Annotated in this window: 23 protein-coding genes, 1 tRNA gene and 1 pseudogene; 5 read left to right on the forward strand and 20 right to left on the reverse strand. The window is 25.8% G+C overall.

Going from position 1 to position 19,775, the window contains the following annotated elements:
- Positions 1-37 precede the first annotated feature (37 nt).
- From AAHJ00_RS05390 to AAHJ00_RS05450, 13 genes are all read right to left on the reverse strand, one after another.
- Positions 38-988 carry an IS30 family transposase gene (locus AAHJ00_RS05390; RefSeq protein ID WP_342223478.1) on the reverse strand — a complete coding sequence of 317 codons (951 nt, stop codon included), beginning with the start codon at positions 986-988 and terminating at the stop codon, positions 38-40.
- A 148-nt stretch (positions 989-1,136) separates the two neighbouring features.
- Complete coding sequence (locus AAHJ00_RS05395) at positions 1,137-2,714, reverse strand: APC family permease (protein ID WP_342223698.1); 1,578 nt, start codon at positions 2,712-2,714, stop codon at positions 1,137-1,139.
- A gap of 63 nt (positions 2,715-2,777) precedes the next feature.
- A complete protein-coding gene (locus tag AAHJ00_RS05400) occupies positions 2,778-3,200 on the reverse strand; it encodes a transposase family protein (protein WP_342224617.1) in 423 nt (140 codons plus the stop codon).
- A 124-nt stretch (positions 3,201-3,324) separates the two neighbouring features.
- Positions 3,325-3,594 carry a transposase family protein gene (locus tag AAHJ00_RS05405; protein ID WP_342223699.1) on the reverse strand — a complete coding sequence of 90 codons (270 nt, stop codon included), beginning with the start codon at positions 3,592-3,594 and terminating at the stop codon, positions 3,325-3,327.
- Between the two features lie 107 nt (positions 3,595-3,701).
- Entirely contained in the window at positions 3,702-4,244 is a 543-nt protein-coding gene (locus AAHJ00_RS05410) for a hypothetical protein (RefSeq protein ID WP_342223700.1), read from the reverse strand.
- Positions 4,245-4,341: 97 nt separating this feature from the next.
- On the reverse strand, positions 4,342-5,010 hold the full coding sequence (locus AAHJ00_RS05415; RefSeq protein WP_342224618.1) for an IS30 family transposase: 669 nt from the start codon (positions 5,008-5,010) through the stop codon (positions 4,342-4,344).
- Between the two features lie 12 nt (positions 5,011-5,022).
- On the reverse strand, positions 5,023-5,292 hold the full coding sequence (locus AAHJ00_RS05420) for a helix-turn-helix domain-containing protein (protein ID WP_342223701.1): 270 nt from the start codon (positions 5,290-5,292) through the stop codon (positions 5,023-5,025).
- Positions 5,293-5,371: 79 nt separating this feature from the next.
- Complete coding sequence (locus tag AAHJ00_RS05425; protein WP_342223702.1) at positions 5,372-5,788, reverse strand: hypothetical protein; 417 nt, start codon at positions 5,786-5,788, stop codon at positions 5,372-5,374.
- A 64-nt stretch (positions 5,789-5,852) separates the two neighbouring features.
- Positions 5,853-6,272 carry a hypothetical protein gene (locus AAHJ00_RS05430; RefSeq protein ID WP_342223703.1) on the reverse strand — a complete coding sequence of 140 codons (420 nt, stop codon included), beginning with the start codon at positions 6,270-6,272 and terminating at the stop codon, positions 5,853-5,855.
- A gap of 9 nt (positions 6,273-6,281) precedes the next feature.
- A complete protein-coding gene (locus AAHJ00_RS05435) occupies positions 6,282-6,446 on the reverse strand; it encodes a hypothetical protein (protein WP_342223704.1) in 165 nt (54 codons plus the stop codon).
- Positions 6,447-6,540: 94 nt separating this feature from the next.
- On the reverse strand, positions 6,541-7,290 hold the full coding sequence (gene nadE, locus AAHJ00_RS05440) for an NAD(+) synthase (protein WP_342223705.1): 750 nt from the start codon (positions 7,288-7,290) through the stop codon (positions 6,541-6,543).
- An 18-nt stretch (positions 7,291-7,308) separates the two neighbouring features.
- Positions 7,309-8,583 (reverse strand): GTPase ObgE, encoded by a 1,275-nt coding sequence (obgE, locus tag AAHJ00_RS05445; protein WP_342223706.1) that lies wholly within the window; start codon positions 8,581-8,583, stop codon positions 7,309-7,311.
- Positions 8,584-8,707: 124 nt separating this feature from the next.
- The gene (locus AAHJ00_RS05450; RefSeq protein ID WP_342223707.1) at positions 8,708-8,986 is read right to left on the reverse strand and encodes a hypothetical protein; all 279 of its coding nucleotides are present in this window, start codon (positions 8,984-8,986) and stop codon (positions 8,708-8,710) included.
- A 68-nt stretch (positions 8,987-9,054) separates the two neighbouring features.
- On the opposite strand from AAHJ00_RS05450, the gene AAHJ00_RS07965 reads away from it, so the two are divergent.
- The 3 genes and pseudogenes from AAHJ00_RS07965 to AAHJ00_RS05460 all read left to right on the forward strand — a co-directional run bounded on the left by AAHJ00_RS07965 (position 9,055) and on the right by AAHJ00_RS05460 (position 10,677).
- Positions 9,055-9,216: a transposase family protein gene (locus tag AAHJ00_RS07965; RefSeq protein ID WP_425288852.1), complete on the forward strand. Its 162-nt coding sequence runs from the start codon at positions 9,055-9,057 to the stop codon at positions 9,214-9,216.
- 20 nt (positions 9,217-9,236) lie between these two features.
- Positions 9,237-9,359, forward strand: a pseudogene (locus tag AAHJ00_RS07970) (IS5/IS1182 family transposase); the annotation flags it as partial.
- A 367-nt stretch (positions 9,360-9,726) separates the two neighbouring features.
- Positions 9,727-10,677, forward strand: coding sequence for an IS30 family transposase (locus tag AAHJ00_RS05460; protein WP_342223478.1), 951 nt, complete (start codon positions 9,727-9,729; stop codon positions 10,675-10,677).
- Between the two features lie 244 nt (positions 10,678-10,921).
- On the opposite strand, the gene tyrS is transcribed toward AAHJ00_RS05460, so the two are convergent.
- From tyrS to AAHJ00_RS05475, 3 genes are read right to left on the reverse strand one after another with little or no spacing between them, the layout of a single operon-like run.
- Positions 10,922-12,169 (reverse strand): tyrosine--tRNA ligase, encoded by a 1,248-nt coding sequence (gene tyrS, locus AAHJ00_RS05465; RefSeq protein WP_342223708.1) that lies wholly within the window; start codon positions 12,167-12,169, stop codon positions 10,922-10,924.
- Positions 12,170-12,187: 18 nt separating this feature from the next.
- A complete protein-coding gene (locus AAHJ00_RS05470) occupies positions 12,188-12,826 on the reverse strand; it encodes a hypothetical protein (protein ID WP_342223709.1) in 639 nt (212 codons plus the stop codon).
- A gap of 56 nt (positions 12,827-12,882) precedes the next feature.
- Complete coding sequence (locus tag AAHJ00_RS05475; protein WP_342223710.1) at positions 12,883-13,935, reverse strand: nicotinate phosphoribosyltransferase; 1,053 nt, start codon at positions 13,933-13,935, stop codon at positions 12,883-12,885.
- 225 nt (positions 13,936-14,160) lie between these two features.
- Between AAHJ00_RS05475 and AAHJ00_RS05480 the strand changes: the two genes are divergently transcribed.
- Complete coding sequence (locus AAHJ00_RS05480; protein ID WP_342223711.1) at positions 14,161-14,994, forward strand: DegV family protein; 834 nt, start codon at positions 14,161-14,163, stop codon at positions 14,992-14,994.
- Positions 14,995-15,005: 11 nt separating this feature from the next.
- A complete protein-coding gene (locus AAHJ00_RS05485; protein ID WP_342223712.1) occupies positions 15,006-15,866 on the forward strand; it encodes a DegV family protein in 861 nt (286 codons plus the stop codon).
- 361 nt (positions 15,867-16,227) lie between these two features.
- Here the strand turns inward: AAHJ00_RS05485 and AAHJ00_RS05490 are convergent, their stop codons facing one another.
- The 4 genes from AAHJ00_RS05490 to AAHJ00_RS05505 all read right to left on the reverse strand — a co-directional run bounded on the left by AAHJ00_RS05490 (position 16,228) and on the right by AAHJ00_RS05505 (position 19,764).
- Positions 16,228-17,970, reverse strand: coding sequence for a PTS transporter subunit EIIC (locus tag AAHJ00_RS05490; protein WP_342223713.1), 1,743 nt, complete (start codon positions 17,968-17,970; stop codon positions 16,228-16,230).
- A gap of 29 nt (positions 17,971-17,999) precedes the next feature.
- A complete protein-coding gene (locus AAHJ00_RS05495) occupies positions 18,000-18,797 on the reverse strand; it encodes a MurR/RpiR family transcriptional regulator (RefSeq protein WP_342223714.1) in 798 nt (265 codons plus the stop codon).
- Between the two features lie 351 nt (positions 18,798-19,148).
- Positions 19,149-19,224, reverse strand: a tRNA-Trp gene (locus tag AAHJ00_RS05500).
- A 63-nt stretch (positions 19,225-19,287) separates the two neighbouring features.
- Positions 19,288-19,764: a Fur family transcriptional regulator gene (locus AAHJ00_RS05505; protein ID WP_342223715.1), complete on the reverse strand. Its 477-nt coding sequence runs from the start codon at positions 19,762-19,764 to the stop codon at positions 19,288-19,290.
- Positions 19,765-19,775 lie beyond the last annotated feature (11 nt).

Below are 19,775 nucleotides of genomic sequence, written 5' to 3' on the forward strand. Positions count from 1 at the left end.
AGGTATTTTAATTGCCAAATTGTAAAGTTAAGTGCAACTAAATTATTTTTCTAACCAAATATTCGATTGGTGAAAGATAATTTAGTATTTTTCTTGGTCTTTGGTTTAAAGACAATATAAATTTATGAACTGCATTTTTAGTAGTATTTGAAAAATTAAATTTTTTAGGAAATTTTTCTCTAATTAAACCATTAGTATTTTCATTAGTACCTCTTTGTCAAGGCGAATACGCATTAGCAAAATAAATTTTCACATTTAAATTTTTTTCAAGTTGTTGTCAATTAGAAAATTCTTTACCCCTATCAAATGTTATAGTCTTAACAAGATTATTTGGAAGAATTGATAAATAATGGCTAATGTTTTCGTTAACAACTTTAGTAGTTCTATTTTCAACTAACATTGCTAAAGTAAATCTTGATGTTCTTTCAACTAAAGTTATTAAACATGATTTACTTTTACCTCGTGATGATACTACAGTATCACCTTCTCAATGGCCAACAGTTATACGATTATTAACATTAATATTTCGTTCTTTAATTGATTTACCATTAAATTTACCGCGATTTTCTTGAGATTTTCGTTTCTTACCTTTTCTTCTTAAATTTTTATTAGTAACTTTTTCAAGTAATCCAGAATAAATTCAATTGTAAATTGTTTTAAAACTAATAATTCATTCTTTATGAAAATTTTTAATTCTGCCATAAATTTGTTCAGGCGATCAACCTAATAGTAATTTTTGTTGTACATATTTTACTAATTCTCTATTTTTAAACTTATGAAAATAAACATGTGATTGTTTTCTGTTTTCTGCTTTATTTTGTGCAATTAATGAAAAATAATGATTACTATCTTTATTTCTATTGACTTCTCGAATAATAGTACTAATACTTCGATTAAGATTTTTAGCTATTTCACTAATTTTTACTTTAAACTTCAATTGATTCTCAATATAAATTCTTTCATATATGCCAAGATGTTTGTAACCCATATAAAAACTCCTTGCTTTGTTTTTTCTAAAATAAACTTAGCATCATGAAATTTTTATATGAGATTTTTTGCAATTTTATTTACTTGCACTTACAAGTATAATTCAGCAATTAATAAAATTAAACCAACTTTATTTCCCTACCTCTTTGTTATACGCCCATATTTTCTTCAATATTTTCTTCTCCATTACCATTAGAAAACTTATTTGTCCCATTATCACTTGTTGATTGTCCAAGTTCTGATACATTACCAGCTTCATTATCATTTTCTAATTCATTATCTTTCATAAATAATCCTAATCAAGGCAAAGCAAGAATTAATAGTAAAAAGAAAATTTGTAAAATTGCTCCTACTTTATTTTCAAAGGTTACTAATAAAGCAAAGTAAAAATAAACATTATATCCCAATATTAAAGTAATACATAATATAGAAATAATAGCTGCCGGAATAAAATATCAAGCATTAAGCGTTTTAATTTTTTTACGATAACGATTTAATAAACCATAAAAGATAATTACACCGTATAACATAAATGCCATCACAACACCAGCATTACTAATAAAATCAAAGAAATTATAATTATCATCAGTAACTATCGTTGGTAGTGCCATAATTACAATTCAAACTGCAAATAATACTCCCATCACCATTAATGTTGCTGTTTTAATACCAAAACGATTAATAACTTTTTGTCATATTTTATCGTTACCAACAACAAAACCATCATCTAATGATGACCTTGTTAACTTTGTCATTGAAAAACAATAACCATTTAAAGTTCCAAAAGCACTAATAAGAATAAAAATAAAAATTAATCGCGTACAAACAGCATTAACTGTAGGATTATTAAATATTTTTCCCGCAGCAATAGCAACGCTACCACTAGGGTCTAAATTTAATGTTGAAATTGAAGTTAAGACATAAATAAAAGTAATTCCTGTTAAACCAAAAACTAAAGCTAAAGGAATATTTTTACTAGAATTCCGAACATCTTTTTGAATATAAGTTGTTGATAAAAAACCATCAAAGGCAAAAAGAATTCCTGGTAACGCCATTAATAGCATTTCAAAATGACCTTTATTTTTAACAATTTCATATTTCTTTGGATCACCTAATCCAGTTTCTAAAAAAGCACCTGCTCCTGCATTAACAACAATTAATCCAGCAACACCAATAAAAATTAATGGTATTAATTTTAAAACAACGGTAATCATTTGTACTCATTTACTAATTGATTCATTATAAATGCAACAAACAATAACAAATAAAGTGTATAAAACTGCAAAAATACTTAATACCAATTCATACACATTAGAACCACCTAAAACATTTGCTAAACGCATTTCCGCATCTTGACCGCCACCAATTGCTCAAACAGAAGCCTTACTCGTATAATAAGCTACTGTAAAAGCAGTTAATGGCAAATAAATATTATTCATTGCATTACGAACAACACGACCAAATTTACTACCAGCAAACATTTTTGCATATAAAGCAATTCCTGAATTACTATCTTGTTTTGCCGATGAAATTTCCATAAATGATAAACCAAAAGAAATTGCTACAACACCACCAATAATTCAAGCAATTATTCCTAAGGCCCCATTACCATTAACAAAGCCATAAACACCTTCATTTTTAAAGAAAATCCCAGTTCCAATTACTGTCCCCACAACCATACAGAGGCACATAAATAAACCATATTTTCTTGCGACATTTTGACTCATATATTTTTTCCCTTCTAAATTATTAATTTTTTTATTTTCATAAGACTTGGTACATAACTATAACTAGCTTAATTCAAAATTATATATTCCTGAAATTAAGTTAAATCGTAATCCAAATCTTCTAATCTTATTGCGATAACGATAAACTAGTATTTTAAATCTTTTTAATCTAGCAAAAACATGTTCAATGGCAATTCTAGCTTTACTTAAAAAGCTATTATATTCCTTTTTATCTGGATTTAAAAGATTATTTTTACTCTTTTTAATTGGCAATAATGTATTTTTATGAACATTTTGCAAACCTTGATATCCTGAATCAGCAATTAATTCTAATTTTGGATTTATAAGTGTATTTGATTTTAAAAATAACTTATAATCATGAATACTGCCATAACAAAAATCTACTGAAATAATTTTATTGTTAAATAAATCAATAATTATTTGCGATTTTAATGAATGTTGCCTTTTCTTACCAGAAAATAATAATTTTAGTTTTTTTTAATTCTTTCAATTGGAATTTCTGTAGCATCAATTGCTAATAAATTATTATTAGTACCCTTATTTTCCAATAATATCTTTTTGCCAGGTATATGAAAGTGACTATTTTTTATTAGAGTATTTTCAACTCAAAAGATATTACGAATACAACCAACATGACTAATACTATATTTTTTGCAATAATACGATATGTACTATATTCTTTTCAGTATTCTAAAGTCATAAGTAATCTTTGCTCTATTGATAATTTATTTGGTCTACCACCAATTTGTTTTTGTTTAGCTTCAGCTTCTTTTAAAATTTCTACCATTTTCATGAAAGTTTTATATTTTATGCCTATTAGACTATAAAATTCATTTTTGTCTTTGTATTTATCTAACATTTGTACTTCACCTAGGAAATAATATTATCAAAATAGTAGATAAAATTAAAGGTTATGTACCAAGTCTAATAAAACGGTAACTACCGTTTTATTTGCTAAATATGTATTTAATTAAGTTGTTCAAAATTAAATATTTTCATTCCTATTAATTTTTTCTCGTTATTATAAGAAAACTTTCAACTAAATTTAAATTCTTGCTTTTCTATCGCTATATTATAAAATACTAAACCCGCACTCGTATCATAAACAATTTCTGCTTTTGTATCCTGAATATAACTTAATTTATTAACAAAATCAGCAATATAATTACCATCTTCTTCTCAAATACTTTTATTATCAATAATGTTTTGCAAAACATTATCTTTAAATCACTTATTACCAAGAATTTTAGTTAAATAATCTAAAACAGTTTCTTTTTCAATACTACTTTTATCATTAACACCTATTATCTTAATAAGTTTTTTAAGAAAATCCACTTTACTAATAGCAGTTTTGTCTTCTAATAAAGTTATAAAATCATCATACACTTTAGGTAATTTTAAAAGCAAGTGATCAATTATTGCAATAAAATCATTATCAAGCTCATCACCATTCAAGTTTTGATAAAAGTTATTGAACTCTTTTTCGCCAACAGCACCTTGTAAAGCCATAAATATAGAATTAAATGGTAAACTTGAATCAGATATTAATTTTATTAAAAAATCTACTTTTTGCTTTTTACTCGCCAAATTGTAAAGTTAAGTGCAACTAAATTATTTTTCTAACCAAATATTCGATTGGTGAAAGATAATTTAGTATTTTTCTTGGTCTTTGGTTTAAAGACAATATAAATTTATGAACTGCATTTTTAGTAGTATTTGAAAAATTAAATTTTTTAGGAAATTTTTCTCTAATTAAACCATTAGTATTTTCATTAGTACCTCTTTGTCAAGGCGAATACGCATTAGCAAAATAAATTTTCACATTTAAATTTTTTTCAAGTTGTTGTCAATTAGAAAATTCTTTACCCCTATCAAATGTTATAGTCTTAACAAGATTATTTGGAAGAATTGATAAATAATGGCTAATGTTTTCGTTAACAACTTTAGTAGTTCTATTTTCAACTAACATTGCTAAAGTAAATCTTGATGTTCTTTCAACTAAAGTTATTAAACATGATTTACTTTTACCTCGTGATGATACTACAGTATCACCTTCTCAATGACCAACAGTTATACGATTATTAACATTAATATTTCGTTCTTTAATTGATTTACCATTAAATTTACCGCGATTTTCTTGAGATTTTCGTTTCTTACCTTTTCTTCTTAAATTTTTATTAGTAATTTTTTCAAGTAATCCAGAATAAATTCAATTGTAAATTGTTTTAAAACTAATAATTCATTCTTTATGAAAATTTTTAATTCTGCCATAAATTTGTTCAGGCGATTAACCTAATAGTAATTTTTGTTGTACATATTTTACTAATTCTCTATTTTTAAACTTATGAAAATAAACATGTGATTGTTTTCTGTTTTCTGCTTTATTTTGTGCAATTAATGAAAAATAATGATTACTATCTTTATTTCTATTGACTTCTCGAATAATAGTACTAATACTTCGATTAAGATTTTTAGCTATTTCACTAATTTTTACTTTAAACTTCAATTGATTCTCAATATAAATTCTTTCATATATGCCAAGATGTTTGTAACCCATATAAAAACTCCTTGCTTTGTTTTTTCTAAAATAAACTTAGCATCATGAAATTTTTATATGAGATTTTTTGCAATTTTATTTACTTGCACTTACAAGTATAATTCAGCACTCTAAAAATATTTTTAAAAGTATTCTTGATATTTTGTAAAGTAAACGGTTGGTTTTTATTATCTAGTAAACCTTGATATGGTTTTGGTTTTAAATCATTAATTATTTCTTCATTAAAATCATTTTCTAATTTTTCAGCAAAATTAATTATAAAAGTTATTAATATTGGAACATAAGTAATTATTGTTTTTATTAAAACCGCAATATCTTTAATTTCTATTGATTTATTTTGAATTTTTAAAAATTTACTAAAAATATTATCTTCTATAATTTTATTATTTTTTATATCCTCAAAAATTTCACCAATTTTTTTTATCAGTAATAGACTTGGTACATAACCCTCAATTTTATCTACTATTTTGATAATATTATTTTCTAGATGAAGCACAAATATTAGATAAATATAAAGATGAAAGTGAATTTTATAGTTTGGTAGGGGCAAAATGTTATAGTTATGTACCAAGTCTAATGAATTTTTTATTAGTATCAATACCACTCTTAATAGCAACAACGATATCTTGATATTGTGTTGTTAGAATTGCTTTAATATTTGGAATATGAGTAGCAATTTGCCCGCTATTTAATAAACCTAATAACTTTTCTAATAACTCTTCCATAAAATTCTTAATTTCAAGATCATTATTTTTAACAAAATCTTGCAATACTTCTTTTATTTTTTCTAAAATATTAAAACCAGCAACTTCTAAAGTTTTAGGTACTTGATAGTCAGGTTTTGAAAAATTATGATGTTCTTTTGTTAATACTAAATTTTTAATTGTATCATCAACAAAGTAGTCATTTAAATCTTTAAAATTATTTTGTAACGCCCTTTTTAAAATCTCATTTGGATTTCATTGTTTAGTTCGTGCCAAAATTAATTGCTAAGTCATTAATTTTGATTTATTAACATCTAAAGTACTAACATTAATCTCATTTGTGGTAATGATAAAATCATTACCACAAGCTATTGCTGGTAATAATGGTCCACTAATAATTGTTATTGTCGCCACTAGTTTTAATAACTTTTGCATATTCATTAATTTCATATATTTCACCTCATCAAAAAACAAATTTAGTCAATATTTTTTTATTTACATTTTTTCAGTATAACACATATTATTTTTATTTACTAATATTTGACTAATTTTTAAAAACAAATTTTTGAGGAATAATTGCTGATTTTCGCTTATGTTCAGTATTTTTGTGCATCATCTTAATTTTATTAATAATATTATTATCTAACAATTTCTCTTGACCGTTTAAAAAGTTATCTAACTCAGCATAAGTTATCCCCATCTCTTTTTCATCAGTTTGCCCTGCTCATAAACCTGCTGATGGTGGCTGATTAATAATTTCTTGTGGAATATTTAATAACTTAGCAACCGTATTTATTTGACTTTTTAATAAATGAATTAACGGTAAAATATCACAAGCACTATCACCATGTTTAGTAAAATAGCCTGTATATCATTCATCAAAGTTACTAGTTCCGACAACTAAATATTCATTTGCTTGTGCTAAGGCATATAAAGAAGTCATTCGGAGGCGTGGTTTACAATTAACTAATGCTTTTTGTTGTAACGGTGATAAAGCATTGTGTCAATTAAAGTTATTTTGTAATTCATTATAAGCTGACTCTAAATTAATAATTTGTAATTTTAAATCTAATGTCGTTACTAATTTTTTTACTAAAATTTCATCATTACTTGATGAATAACAAGGCATAAAAACAGCTAAATGGTTATCCGACATTGCTTTTTTAATCAAAGCAACAGTAACAGCTGAATCAATACCACCAGATACACCAACAATTAATCCTTTAGCATTAGCTAATTTTACTTGTTCTTGTAATCATTGAACTAAATAATCTAAATATTTCTGTAATTCCATTAATTAATATCCCTTCACTTAAAAATTTTCATCAAGTCATTGCAACTCATAATCAAAAATTTTAATTGTATCTCCTTTTTGAATGCCTTTTTTAACGAGAATTTTAAAAACTCCTAAATCTCGTAACTTCTGATTAAATAATAATAAATTATCATGTGTTGTTAATGGAAATTTGTGATAAATGCGATGCACACTAGCGCCAATTACTTTTCAATGACCATTTCCTAAATTTTCAACAATGACTTCTTCGTTTGTTGGTGTAAAACGATAGATTGTTGGTGCCATTTCTTGTTTTAATTCTGGTATTTTTTTAATAGTTTGCAATTGCCTATGAATAATATTAACTAATGATTCAATTCCTTCTCTAGTTCAAGCAGAAATTGAGTAAACTTTTTGTTTAATTTGCTTACTAAAAAGTTCTAAATTATGAGAAGCATCAACTTGATCCATTTTACTAGCAACAACTATTTGTTGCTTATTTTCTAATCGTAAATTATAATCTTTAAGTTCTTTTTGAATCACTGAATAATTATCATAAGCATTGGGTAAACTAATATCAATAAGATGAACTAATAACCGGCATCGTTCAATATGCCGTAAAAATTCATATCCTAAACCTTTTCCTAAACTAGCACCAGCAATTAATCCTGGTAAATCAGCAACTACAAAAGAAAATTTTTGATGTTTAACTACACCTAATTGCGGGGTTAAAGTTGTAAAAGGAAAATCACCAATTTGTGGTTTAGCATGAGAAATAGTTCCTAATAAAGTAGACTTTCCAGCATTAGGCATACCTATAATTCCAACATCAGCTAATAATTTTAATTCACAAGTAATTTCCTTTTCAACACCTAAATCACCACGAGTAAATATTGTTGGGGCGCGATTTCTAGAATTAGCAAAACGACTATTTCCTTTACCACCACGACCACCAATCGCAACAATAACTTCTTGTTTGTTAGTAACAATATCACCAATTTCTTCTTTATTTAAAGCATCATAAATAATAGTACCTATGGGAACACTAATATAAGTATTTTTAGCATTTTTACCGTGCATATTTTTATGTTGCCCATTTTCGCCATAATCGCCTTTAATTTCTTTTTGATAGTTTAATTCTAATAATAATGTATTTATTCCCTCATCGCCAATAAAAACAATGTTACCACCATTACCGCCATCACCACCAGCCGGTCCACCTTTTGGAACATATAATTCACGACGAAAAGCAACAGCACCATCACCACCTTTGCCAGCTTTAACTTTAATTGTAATCTTATCAATAAATTTCATTCATATCATCCTAGTCTTTTAAAAAAATCAAATCAATAGTATCTTAACATAAAAAATGTTTTTTTAAAGGATAATATTTACTAAATATTTTAAGCAGGTTCCAATTGTCTTGTTTTTCGCTTTGTTATTGTTTTTTGCTCATTTTTTTGTGTAGTTTTTTTAATCGTGCTTGTTCATCTAGTTGTCTTCTTTTTTGCTCTTGTCTTAGTCATTCTTCTTCGCGAAGTTTTTGATTTTTACTTTTTGCGATCTTAGCAGTTTGTTCAGCAAGTTCTTGTTGTAAATTTAAAGAATTACTAATTTGTGATTCTGTTATTTGTTGTTGCTTGTTTTCTAATAGACTTGGTACATAACCTTTAATTTTATCTACTATTTTGATAATATTATTTTCTAGATGAAGCACAAATATTAGATAAATATAAAGATGAAAGTGAATTTTATAGTTTAATAGGCATAAAATATAAAACTTTCATGAAAATGGTAGAAATTTTAAAAAAAGCTGAAGCTAAACAAAAACAAATTGGTGGTAGACCAAATAAATTATCAATAGAGCAAAAATTACTTATGACTTTAGAATACTGAAAAGAATATAGTACATATCGTATTATTGCAAAAAATATAATAGCTTTTTAAGTAAAGTTAGAATTGCCATTGAACATGTTTTTGCTAGATTAAAAAGATTTAAAATACTAGTTTATCGTTATCGCAATAAAATTAGAAGATTTGGATTACGATTTAACTTAATTTCAGAAATATATAATTTTGAATTAAGCTAGTTATAGTTATGTACCAAGTCTAATATTAGTCATGTTAGTTGTATTCGTAATATCTTTTGAGTTGAAAATACTCTAATAAAAAATAGTCACTTTCATATACCTGGCAAAAAGATATTAGACTTCTTGCATTACTTATTAAAATAATTACAAATTATTTGTAAATAAAAAATACTATATAGTAATTTCTAACTTTTATTAGGTTAATACTTATGGATTTTATTAAATGTGTAAATTTTGACACAACAAAAAATTATTTTTTTGCCAAATTGTAAAGTTAAGTGCAACTAAATAAAATTGCAAAAAATCTCATATAAAAATTTCATGATGCTAAGTTTATTTTAGAAAAAACAAAGCAAGGAGTTTTTATATGGGTTACAAACATCTTGGCATATATGAAAGAATTTATATTGAGAATCAATTGAAGTTTAAAGTAAAAATTAGTGAAATAGCTAAAAATCTTAATCGAAGTATTAGTACTATTATTCGAGAAGTCAATAGAAATAAAGATAGTAATCATTATTTTTCATTAATTGCACAAAATAAAGCAGAAAACAGAAAACAATCACATGTTTATTTTCATAAGTTTAAAAATAGAGAATTAGTAAAATATGTACAACAAAAATTACTATTAGGTTGATCGCCTGAACAAATTTATGGCAGAATTAAAAATTTTCATAAAGAATGAATTATTAGTTTTAAAACAATTTACAATTGAATTTATTCTGGATTACTTGAAAAAGTTACTAATAAAAATTTAAGAAGAAAAGGTAAGAAACGAAAATCTCAAGAAAATCGCGGTAAATTTAATGGTAAATCAATTAAAGAACGAAATATTAATGTTAATAATCGTATAACTGTTGGTCATTGAGAAGGTGATACTGTAGTATCATCACGAGGTAAAAGTAAATCATGTTTAATAACTTTAGTTGAAAGAACATCAAGATTTACTTTAGCAATGTTAGTTGAAAATAGAACTACTAAAGTTGTTAACGAAAACATTAGCCATTATTTATCAATTCTTCCAAATAATCTTGTTAAGACTATAACATTTGATAGGGGTAAAGAATTTTCTAATTGACAACAACTTGAAAAAAATTTAAATGTGAAAATTTATTTTGCTAATGCGTATTCGCCTTGACAAAGAGGTACTAATGAAAATACTAATGGTTTAATTAGAGAAAAATTTCCTAAAAAATTTAATTTTTCAAATACTACTAAAAATGCAGTTCATAAATTTATATTGTCTTTAAACCAAAGACCAAGAAAAATACTAAATTATCTTTCACCAATCGAATATTTGGTTAGAAAAATAATTTAGTTGCACTTAACTTTACAATTTGGCTTATTTAAAATTAAATTTAAATAATAAAATAATTTTTTGTTGTGTCAAAATTTACACATTTAATAAAATCCATAAGTATTAATCTAATAAAAGTTAGAAATTACTATATAGTATTTTTTATTTACAAATAATTTGTAATTATTTTAATAAGTAATGCAAGAAGTCTAATATTTAAAAAAACAAGATAAATCTTTATGAAAATAACTTATTGTTTTAAAAATTAATGGTTATTAACTTCAACAATATAATAATGTTGTTTACCTTTACGAATAAAAACTATTTTGTCATATAGCAATTTATCTTTAGATAATAAATAGTTTTCATCAGTAATAAGTTGCTCATTAACATAAATAGCATTACTCTTTAATAGTTCTCGAACTTGAGTTTTAGAACTACATACTTTAAGTAACAAAAGTAAATCAATAAGTTTATGTTCTTGACTAACAGTTATCCACGGAACAGCATTTTTCATTTGTTGAATTTCACTCATTTGTAACTGCATAACTTTTTGCGAAAATAATGCTTCACTAATATTAATCGCCATCGTAACTTCTTGTTGCGAATGAACAAAAGCAACGATTTCTTTTGCTAATTTTTTTTGGGCATATCTTTTAACCTTATTAGCATTATGTTTTTCCATTATTTGCAAAATATCATTTAATGATAGCAAAGTTAATCATTTTAAAAGTTTTTCAACATCAGCATCATTTTGATTAACAAAAAACTGATACAAAATATATGGTGATGTTAAATTAGCGCCTAACCAAATTGTTCCTTGCTCAGTTTTACCAAACTTAACACCATTACTTTGCGTTAATAATTCAATCGTTAATCCGCTTGCTAAATGATTATCTTGTTCTTTTTTCCGAATCAATTCAATTCCAGCAGTAATATTCCCTCATTGGTCACTACCACCAATTTGAACTAAACATTGATAATTCTTATATAAATACCAAAAATCATATGCTTGTAAAAGCATATAAGAAAATTCAGTATAAGAAATTCCTGTTACAAGCCTTGTTTTAATTGATTCCTTATCAAGCATATAATTAATCGTAAACTCTTTCCCCAAGTCTCTTAAATAATCAATTAAACTTAATTTTGATATTCAATCATTATTATTTAAAACTTTAATATTATGATCTAATAATTTATCTAACTGTAAAGCAAGCGCTACACTATTTAATTTTACTGTTTTAGCATCTAATAATTTTCTTTCTTCAACTTTAAAACTAGGATCACCAATCATTCCCGTCGCACCACCAATAACAGCAAGCGGTTTAAAACCCGCTAATGAAAAGCGATATAATAAAACAATTTGCAATAAATGTCCAACATGCAATGATGTTGCTGTTGGATCAATACCACAATAAACACCAGCATTACTATTCATAGCCTGTTTTATTTTTTCACTATTAGTAACTTGTTTTAAAAGTCCTCGGACTTGCAATTCTTCTAAAAAATCCATTTCTTATAATTCTTTCTCTTATTTTTGTTTTTCAGCAGTTAAATTAGTAATGATACATTTTTTTTCAGTAACTTGCTGTTGATCATAAAATTTACTAGCTCGTTGATGAATATCATTAAAACGATTAACATAACTTTGTGTGCGAATATAACTAGTATCATCATAATGCACATCATTAGTTGCTAAATTAACACTGTTATCACTTTTTCGATTAATAAAATCAAGCGGAATTGGATTAACATTTCTTGTCATATTTCTTTCTTCAACATATATCGAAAAATCTTGATATTTTTGAATTTTACGATTAATAATTTCTTGCTGAACTTGCTCATTAACATATTCTTCAATTGAACTATAAGTCTTTGTTGTTCTAACTAATGATTGTGGTCTAATACTATAAATATTATTTACTAATGAAAAATCTTTTTGTTTATCACTATCAATATTTTCTTTATTACCATTAGAACCTGTAATTGGTGAAATAATCTCTGTTGGTTCATAACCATATACTTGTTTTTGTTGCATTCAATTTCTTCGTTTACGACGATTTTCAGCAATTTTTGACTCTGCAATTTTTTGCTGATGACTGTTTTCTTCATAAAGTTTTGATAATGGACCATTTAACCCATATTTAATTTTAAAATCATTAGTATTCATTATGACCCTCCTTTTAAAAGAAGCATTCGTTCTTTTAAATTATAACATAATCAAAATTAGATTTTCTGTACTAACTTATCATTTTCAATATTTTCACGACCAACTTTAGCAAAATTCTTATCATTTAACTGCACTAAATCACCAGTAAAATGAATATCAAACTTACCAATAGTTGCTCCCACACCATAAAAATCTACTGGTGTATTATCATCAATAAATCAACTAATCTTCGCTTTATCAAATCCAGAACTAACAATAATTTTCACATTATTAAAACCTTCATCATCCATTGCTTTTCTTAAAGCTTTAATTAAAATTGGATTTATACCCATAATATTTTCAATATAATATTTCTCTTGATTTTCTTTAACAGTAAAATATTTATCAACTAAACTAATGCTAGTATCAACCCGAACAGCACTAAGACGATTTTGAAAATGACGACATACTTTTAAACTAGTATTAATAACATCATTATCAAAATCAACTAAAGCTACTAACTTATCATTAGGAAATAATTCACTATAAGCTTCTAAAGATTTAATAATATCACCATTAAAACCATGAATTAAAGCGTGTGGCATTGTCCCAATCAATATTTCTTGATTATTTCATCATTCAGTTTGTGCTCTAGTAACTTGTGATTTAATACCAGCAATATATGCTGCATAACCATCACCTTGTTGATTAATATAGTCATCATTACGTTCAAACATAAAGATGATTGGTTTATCATTACTAACTTTTAAAATTTCATTACAATTAGTAGCAACACTACTTCTTCTTGCTAAAATGCCATCAATAATTCCTTCTAAGTAACCAAATAAATGATAGGGGCCTGTTATTTTTAAAACTGGAATATTAGCTTTAATAATATCACCATCATTTAAAGCATAAACAGATATTTTTTCTAATGGCGTTACAAATTCTTTCAATAATGCTATAACTTCATCAATACCACAAAGCATAACATTATCTTGTCTTTGAAAAAATTGCATGGTAACAATATTATTAGGAAAATACTTTTTAAGAATTTTTTGGGTTTTTAAAAAATAAATGGCACTATAATAACCTTCTTTAATACGAACATCAAACTTAAACTTTGTCATTTAAATAACCTCAAATCTTTTATATAATTATTGGTTTTAATATATTAATTTTACTACTTAATAAATATTGTAATATAGTTTTTAAGAAAATTTCTTTTTTGATTACAAATTTTGCTATTCTTATCATCATATTGTCCTTTACTATTTCTTTTCTTGAATAATATTATATCAAAGTTTATAATTGATTAATAAACAAAATAGAGATTTTCGTGAGGTGCAAAATTAATGAAGCAATACATTATCTTAGTGGACTCAGCAACTGGTTATGATGAAGAACAAGCAAAAGAACATAATCTGGCATTTGTCCCTTTAATGATAAGTGTTAACAATAAAACTATTGCTGACAATAATAAAGAAATTACTATTGATAAGTTTTATAAAATTTTAGAAACTGAACCAATTAAAACTAGTCAAACACCACCAGGAATTTTAAAAAAAAAATTAGATGAACTACTACAAAAATATGAACAAATTCTTTTCTTTCCCATTTCTTCGCACCTTTCGGGGCAATATCAAAGTGCAATATTACTAGCTCAAGATAATGCTTATAAAAACAAAGTCTATATAATTGATAGCGAAGCAGTTGGCGATATTAATAAAGAAATGATTAACCGAGCAAAACTATTTTTACAAGAACGACCTATTAATGAATTACAAGGTTTTATTGATGAACAAAAAACAAAATATTGTGCCTTCATACTTCCCTATCAATTAGATACATTGGTTCGTGGGGGCAGAATTAGCAGTTCTGCTGCCGCCTTAGCAAATTTATTAAAAATTAAACCAATACTAGAATTTAATGGTTTTATTGATAAATTTGATAAAACAAGAACATTTAAAAAAGCAATTAAAGAAGTTTTAAAAGAAATCAAAAAGCGCTATGACAGTAGTGGCGAATTAACAATCATGCATTCATTATGTGATATTGAATTAAAAGAAGAAGTAATTAAAATCATTACTAAAGAAAAATTTACAATTAAGCATATGAGTTTAATATCTAATGTTATTGCTGCCCACACCGGATATAATACATTTGTACTTGTATATTGAATAAAGTAAAGGAGAAAGAAATGTCTAACGCAAATAAGAAAATTGCTATTATTGTTGACTCATCTAGCAATCTTGACCTTACAACCCTAAAAGAAAAAAATATTAATATCATTCCCTTATTAATAAGTTTTGAAGATGGAACTGAAATTGAGGATACCATTAGTGACATTAAAAAATCTAATTTTTATGCTCGTGTTAAAAGTGGTGAATATACTAAAACTAGTCAATCATCACCAGGGAAACTAATAAACTTATGACGAAAATTATTAACTGAAGGAAATGATGAAATTATCTTTATTCCGATTGCTAAAGGATTATCTGGTCAATACCAAAATGCCTATATATTATCACAAGAAATTGAATTTAAAAACCGTGTTCATATTATTGATACTAATGGAGCGGCTACATTTAATAGTACATTAGCAATCAAAGCTAGTGAAATTATAGCTAATGGTGGTAACATTAGTGATATTAATAAAATGGTAACCCAACTCAAAAAAAATAGTTTAATTTACATTATCCCTCAAGACATCTCACGACTTTCTAAAGGTGGTCGTGCCAAATCTGTTGTTGCTTCCCTAATAAGTTTAATCCGTGTTAAAGTCATTATTAAATTTGGAGAAATATCAGAAAAAAGTGGAATTGCCAGAACTTTAAATAACGCTATTGAAAGCGTAATCACGAAAATTAAAGAATTTATTAAAAATGAAAATTACATCTTAGAAATTCTCACATCACAATGTGATAAAAAAGTCACCACAATTATTAACAAAATTATAACCACCCACCCCGAACTTAAAATCAAAAAAGCATTCCTCCCTAACTGCTTTGTCAGTCACGCCGGTGTTAATTCCGTAGGAATTATTGTTGTTAAACAATAAATAAAATTAACAAAGAAAAAGGTAGCAACGCTACCTTTTTCTATTTACAGCACTAACAATAATCCCAAGTCACCTTTTTTAATGCTTTTAAAATAAAAACTATTTTCTATTTTTAAAAATTAGTTGCCAACATTACTTCTGATGATGGGCGTATAACAAAGAGGAAGGGAAATAAGAAAAAGACGATAATTATCGTCTTTTTTGTTCTTTTGTAAAAAAATATGCACTTCGTATAAATATTGGAGATTGGTTTATATTATGTGTGTAAGGTAACCATTTTAGACCAGTAAGAATACTCCTTCCTCTTAACAATAATTTTTAAAAGGAGGTAGGTATTTTAATTAATAAAATTAAACCAACTTTATTTCCCTTCCTCTTTGTTATACGCCCTCTGATGATTGAAGCATTTTTTTAACTCATCAACAACAAATTGAGCATCATTGCCAATACCCAGTTGTAAATCCTTGTCTGAAACCATTTTGGGATTAAGCTTATTAACAATTTTTCTTACTTTAAATCTAACTTTATTTAATTGTTCAATCTTTCCAGCATCAACATTTTTAACAACCATTCTTACCCTTGTAATACAATTATCAGCACTAATAATATTATCTTTACCTAAAATATCGAAAATTTCTCTAGCTAATAACTGATAAGAAGACAGTGGTAAACTATTATCCAAATTATCTATTTCACTAACAGTTTGCTCACGACCTAATGTTTGATAATTAAACTTCTTAATCAAATAATTAAAAGAAAAATAATAAGCACCGCCACCTAAAATACCAATTGGCAATATTCAACCCGGATTTGCCCATATCTGCGAAATACCAGGTTCCCAAGTTATCTTAGCAATTTTCATTGATTGATAAAAACTTAAAACATAATCAATTAAACCAGCAGAAAAACCAAAACCAATCCGAATTCCTAAACCAACAGTAATTGCACTAATAATCCCTGATAAAACAATATGAACAAGAAACAATACTGGTGCTGCATAAATAAAACTAAATTCTAATGGTTCAGTAACCCCAGTTAAAAATGAAACTGATGCAACTCCGAGTAATAATGCCATCACTTTTTTTCTTTGGTCAGGATGAGCACATTTAATGATCGCAAGAGCAGCGGCTGGTAATCCAAACATCATAATTGGAAAAAACCCGCTTTGAAATAATCCAGCACCAATAACTAAATCATTACTAAGAAATGCAGGAATATCGCCATTAATAATTGTTCCGTTCTGTGAAGTAGTAAAAGGGTGTTGTCAAAAAAAATAAATATTAAAAATACGCATTAAACCACTAGCATTTAATGCTCTATTAAGCATTGTATAAATGCTAGCAACCCCTCATTGAATATGACGCGTTGAACTGTCAACTTTTTCAGGAATAATAACTTGTCCAAAACTTAAAAATCCTAACTGAAGCCAAGGTCAAATTATTGCTACTAAAATAGCACTCGGTAAAGAAACTAAAATAACAACCAATGGCACAAATCTTCTTCCAGAAAAAAACGATAAAGCAGTTGGCAACTTAATGTTTTGAAAACGATTATAACAAGTAGCTGCTAATATACCAGCAATAATACCACTCAGAACTCCCATATCAATAGAATAAAAAACTTCATTGCCTTTAAGTTGATATAAAAGTTTTGATTTATTTTCTAAGTTAATATCTAATAAAATTGTTGAATAAAAAACTTTTGGTAATATTGTCATTAGACCAATTAATATTGTATAAGCAAAAAAACCAATAAGAGCCGCTTCACCACGATTATCTTTAGCAAAACTAAAAGCCACTCCAATAGCAAAAAGAACAGAAAGATTATCAAAAACACTTCCATTAATAACCTGCAATATTGAACCAATATATCAAATAACACTGTTCTCAGTAATTCCAAAATCTTTAGTCATCATTAATCCGCCTACACGACTCAATATTGCCGCGATAGGTAAAATAGCAATCGGAAACATTAACGATTTAGCAAGTTTTTGTAATCCTGAACTTGTTTTATTACGAAAATGCTTTAAAGTATTTTTTAGTTGAAAATTATTAGATATCAGCTTAAGTTTTTTAAAACTACTAAAAATATGTTTAAATTCCATTTAAATTCATCCCTACCTTTATTTTAAATTTATAACTTAAATTTAATTATTTCTGCATATAAAAAGTCTAATAATTGCAATAATAATTGCAATCTAATTGAAAAAATACTTCATAATTGTTCTTCATCAGATGTAATTAAAAAGTAAGATTTAAAATTTCTAGCTAACTTTGTTTCTTTGTTAAAAATACCGATTGAATAAGCTTTATGTTTTGCTTCTTCAATTATTTCACCAATTAATCTATTTGTACCACTTAATGATACGCAAATAATAACATCATCCTCAGTAATTAAAGGCAAATATGAATAAATAACATTAATATCATTCTCACAAATAACATTTTTATCTACTCATCTTAATCTTTGTACGAAAGAAATAATAGGATAATAGGAAATTCCAAAACCAAAAATAAAAATCTTTTTTGCATCTATAATTTTTTTAACAATTAAATCAATATCTTTATTAATAAAATCTAAATATAATCTCTTATTATCTTCATCTCTTATTTTTGTATATTCATCAAAAAAATAAGATGCATTATCTTTTAATTTCAAATTAAAATTAATTTGTCGCCCTGAAGATTTAATTCTTTGATTAATAATTTTTAATTGATACTTCAATTCAGTTCAACCACTTAGATTTAATTTTTGACAAAAGCGAATTATTGAACTAGAAGAAGTAAAACAAGCATCGGCAACACTTGTTGATGTTCAATTATCAATTTGTTCTAAGTTATTTAAAATAAATGTAGCAATGCTAGCATTAATAACATTATCTTCATTAAATTTTATATGCTTTAATTTTTTAATAAAATCAAAATCTTCCAAAATGGCCTCCTTATTTCATTAGACTTGGTACATAACCCTCAATTTTATCTACTATTTTGATAATATTATTTTCTAGATGAAGCACAAATATTAGATAAATATAAAGATGAAAGTGAATTTTATAGTTTGGCAGGTGCAAAATGTTATAGTTATGTATCAAGTCTATTATATTATCTTTCCGATATTCTTTAGATTATATCGCAAAAACACTTCTTTAGGTAAATTTTGGTAAACTTTCCAAAAAATGTAATATATTTCATTAAAAAATATAAAAATATAAAAATAACCATTATTGTTATCATTACAAATGGTTATTTTTATATTGATATCATTCTTAATAACTAATTTTATTGGCAGGGGTAGCAGGACTTGAACCCACAACACTCGGTTTTGAAGACCGATGTTCTACCAATTGAACTATACCCCTACAATAATTATATTTTATCAAAGTTATTAAAAATGACAAAGTAAATTATAAAGAAATTAAAGATTATTTATTACCTTCTTGATCTTTTTCTTGACAAGATATACAAATTCCATGTGCTTCTAATTTATAATGTACGAGTTTAAAATCAGCATTTTGTAATTTTTCTTCTAATTTTTTTAAATTTTCTTGAAAATCTTCATCACTTAAATGCATATCTTCGCTAAGATGAATAACTTTATGACAAGTTTCACAAACTAAATGAACTAAGATGGGATTTGATAATTCAAAAACAATATCTCGGCCATTAAAAACATTAAGATAAATTAATTCTTCTTGCAAAAATAAATCTAAAGTATTATAAACTGACATGACATTAATATTCTTATGTTCATCATTTTCTTTTTTCAGTTCTCTAATAATACCATTAATATTTAGATGTTGTTTCTTTAATAATAATTTTAATATTGCTAATCTAATATTAGTTAAACGATGTCCATTATTTTTTAATACTTGCGTTAATTTCTCATAATCTCATTTCACAATTTTAACAT

The organism is Spiroplasma endosymbiont of Asaphidion curtum (genome assembly GCF_964031085.1).
Lineage (GTDB): Bacteria > Bacillota_I > Bacilli_A > Mycoplasmatales > Nriv7 > Nriv7.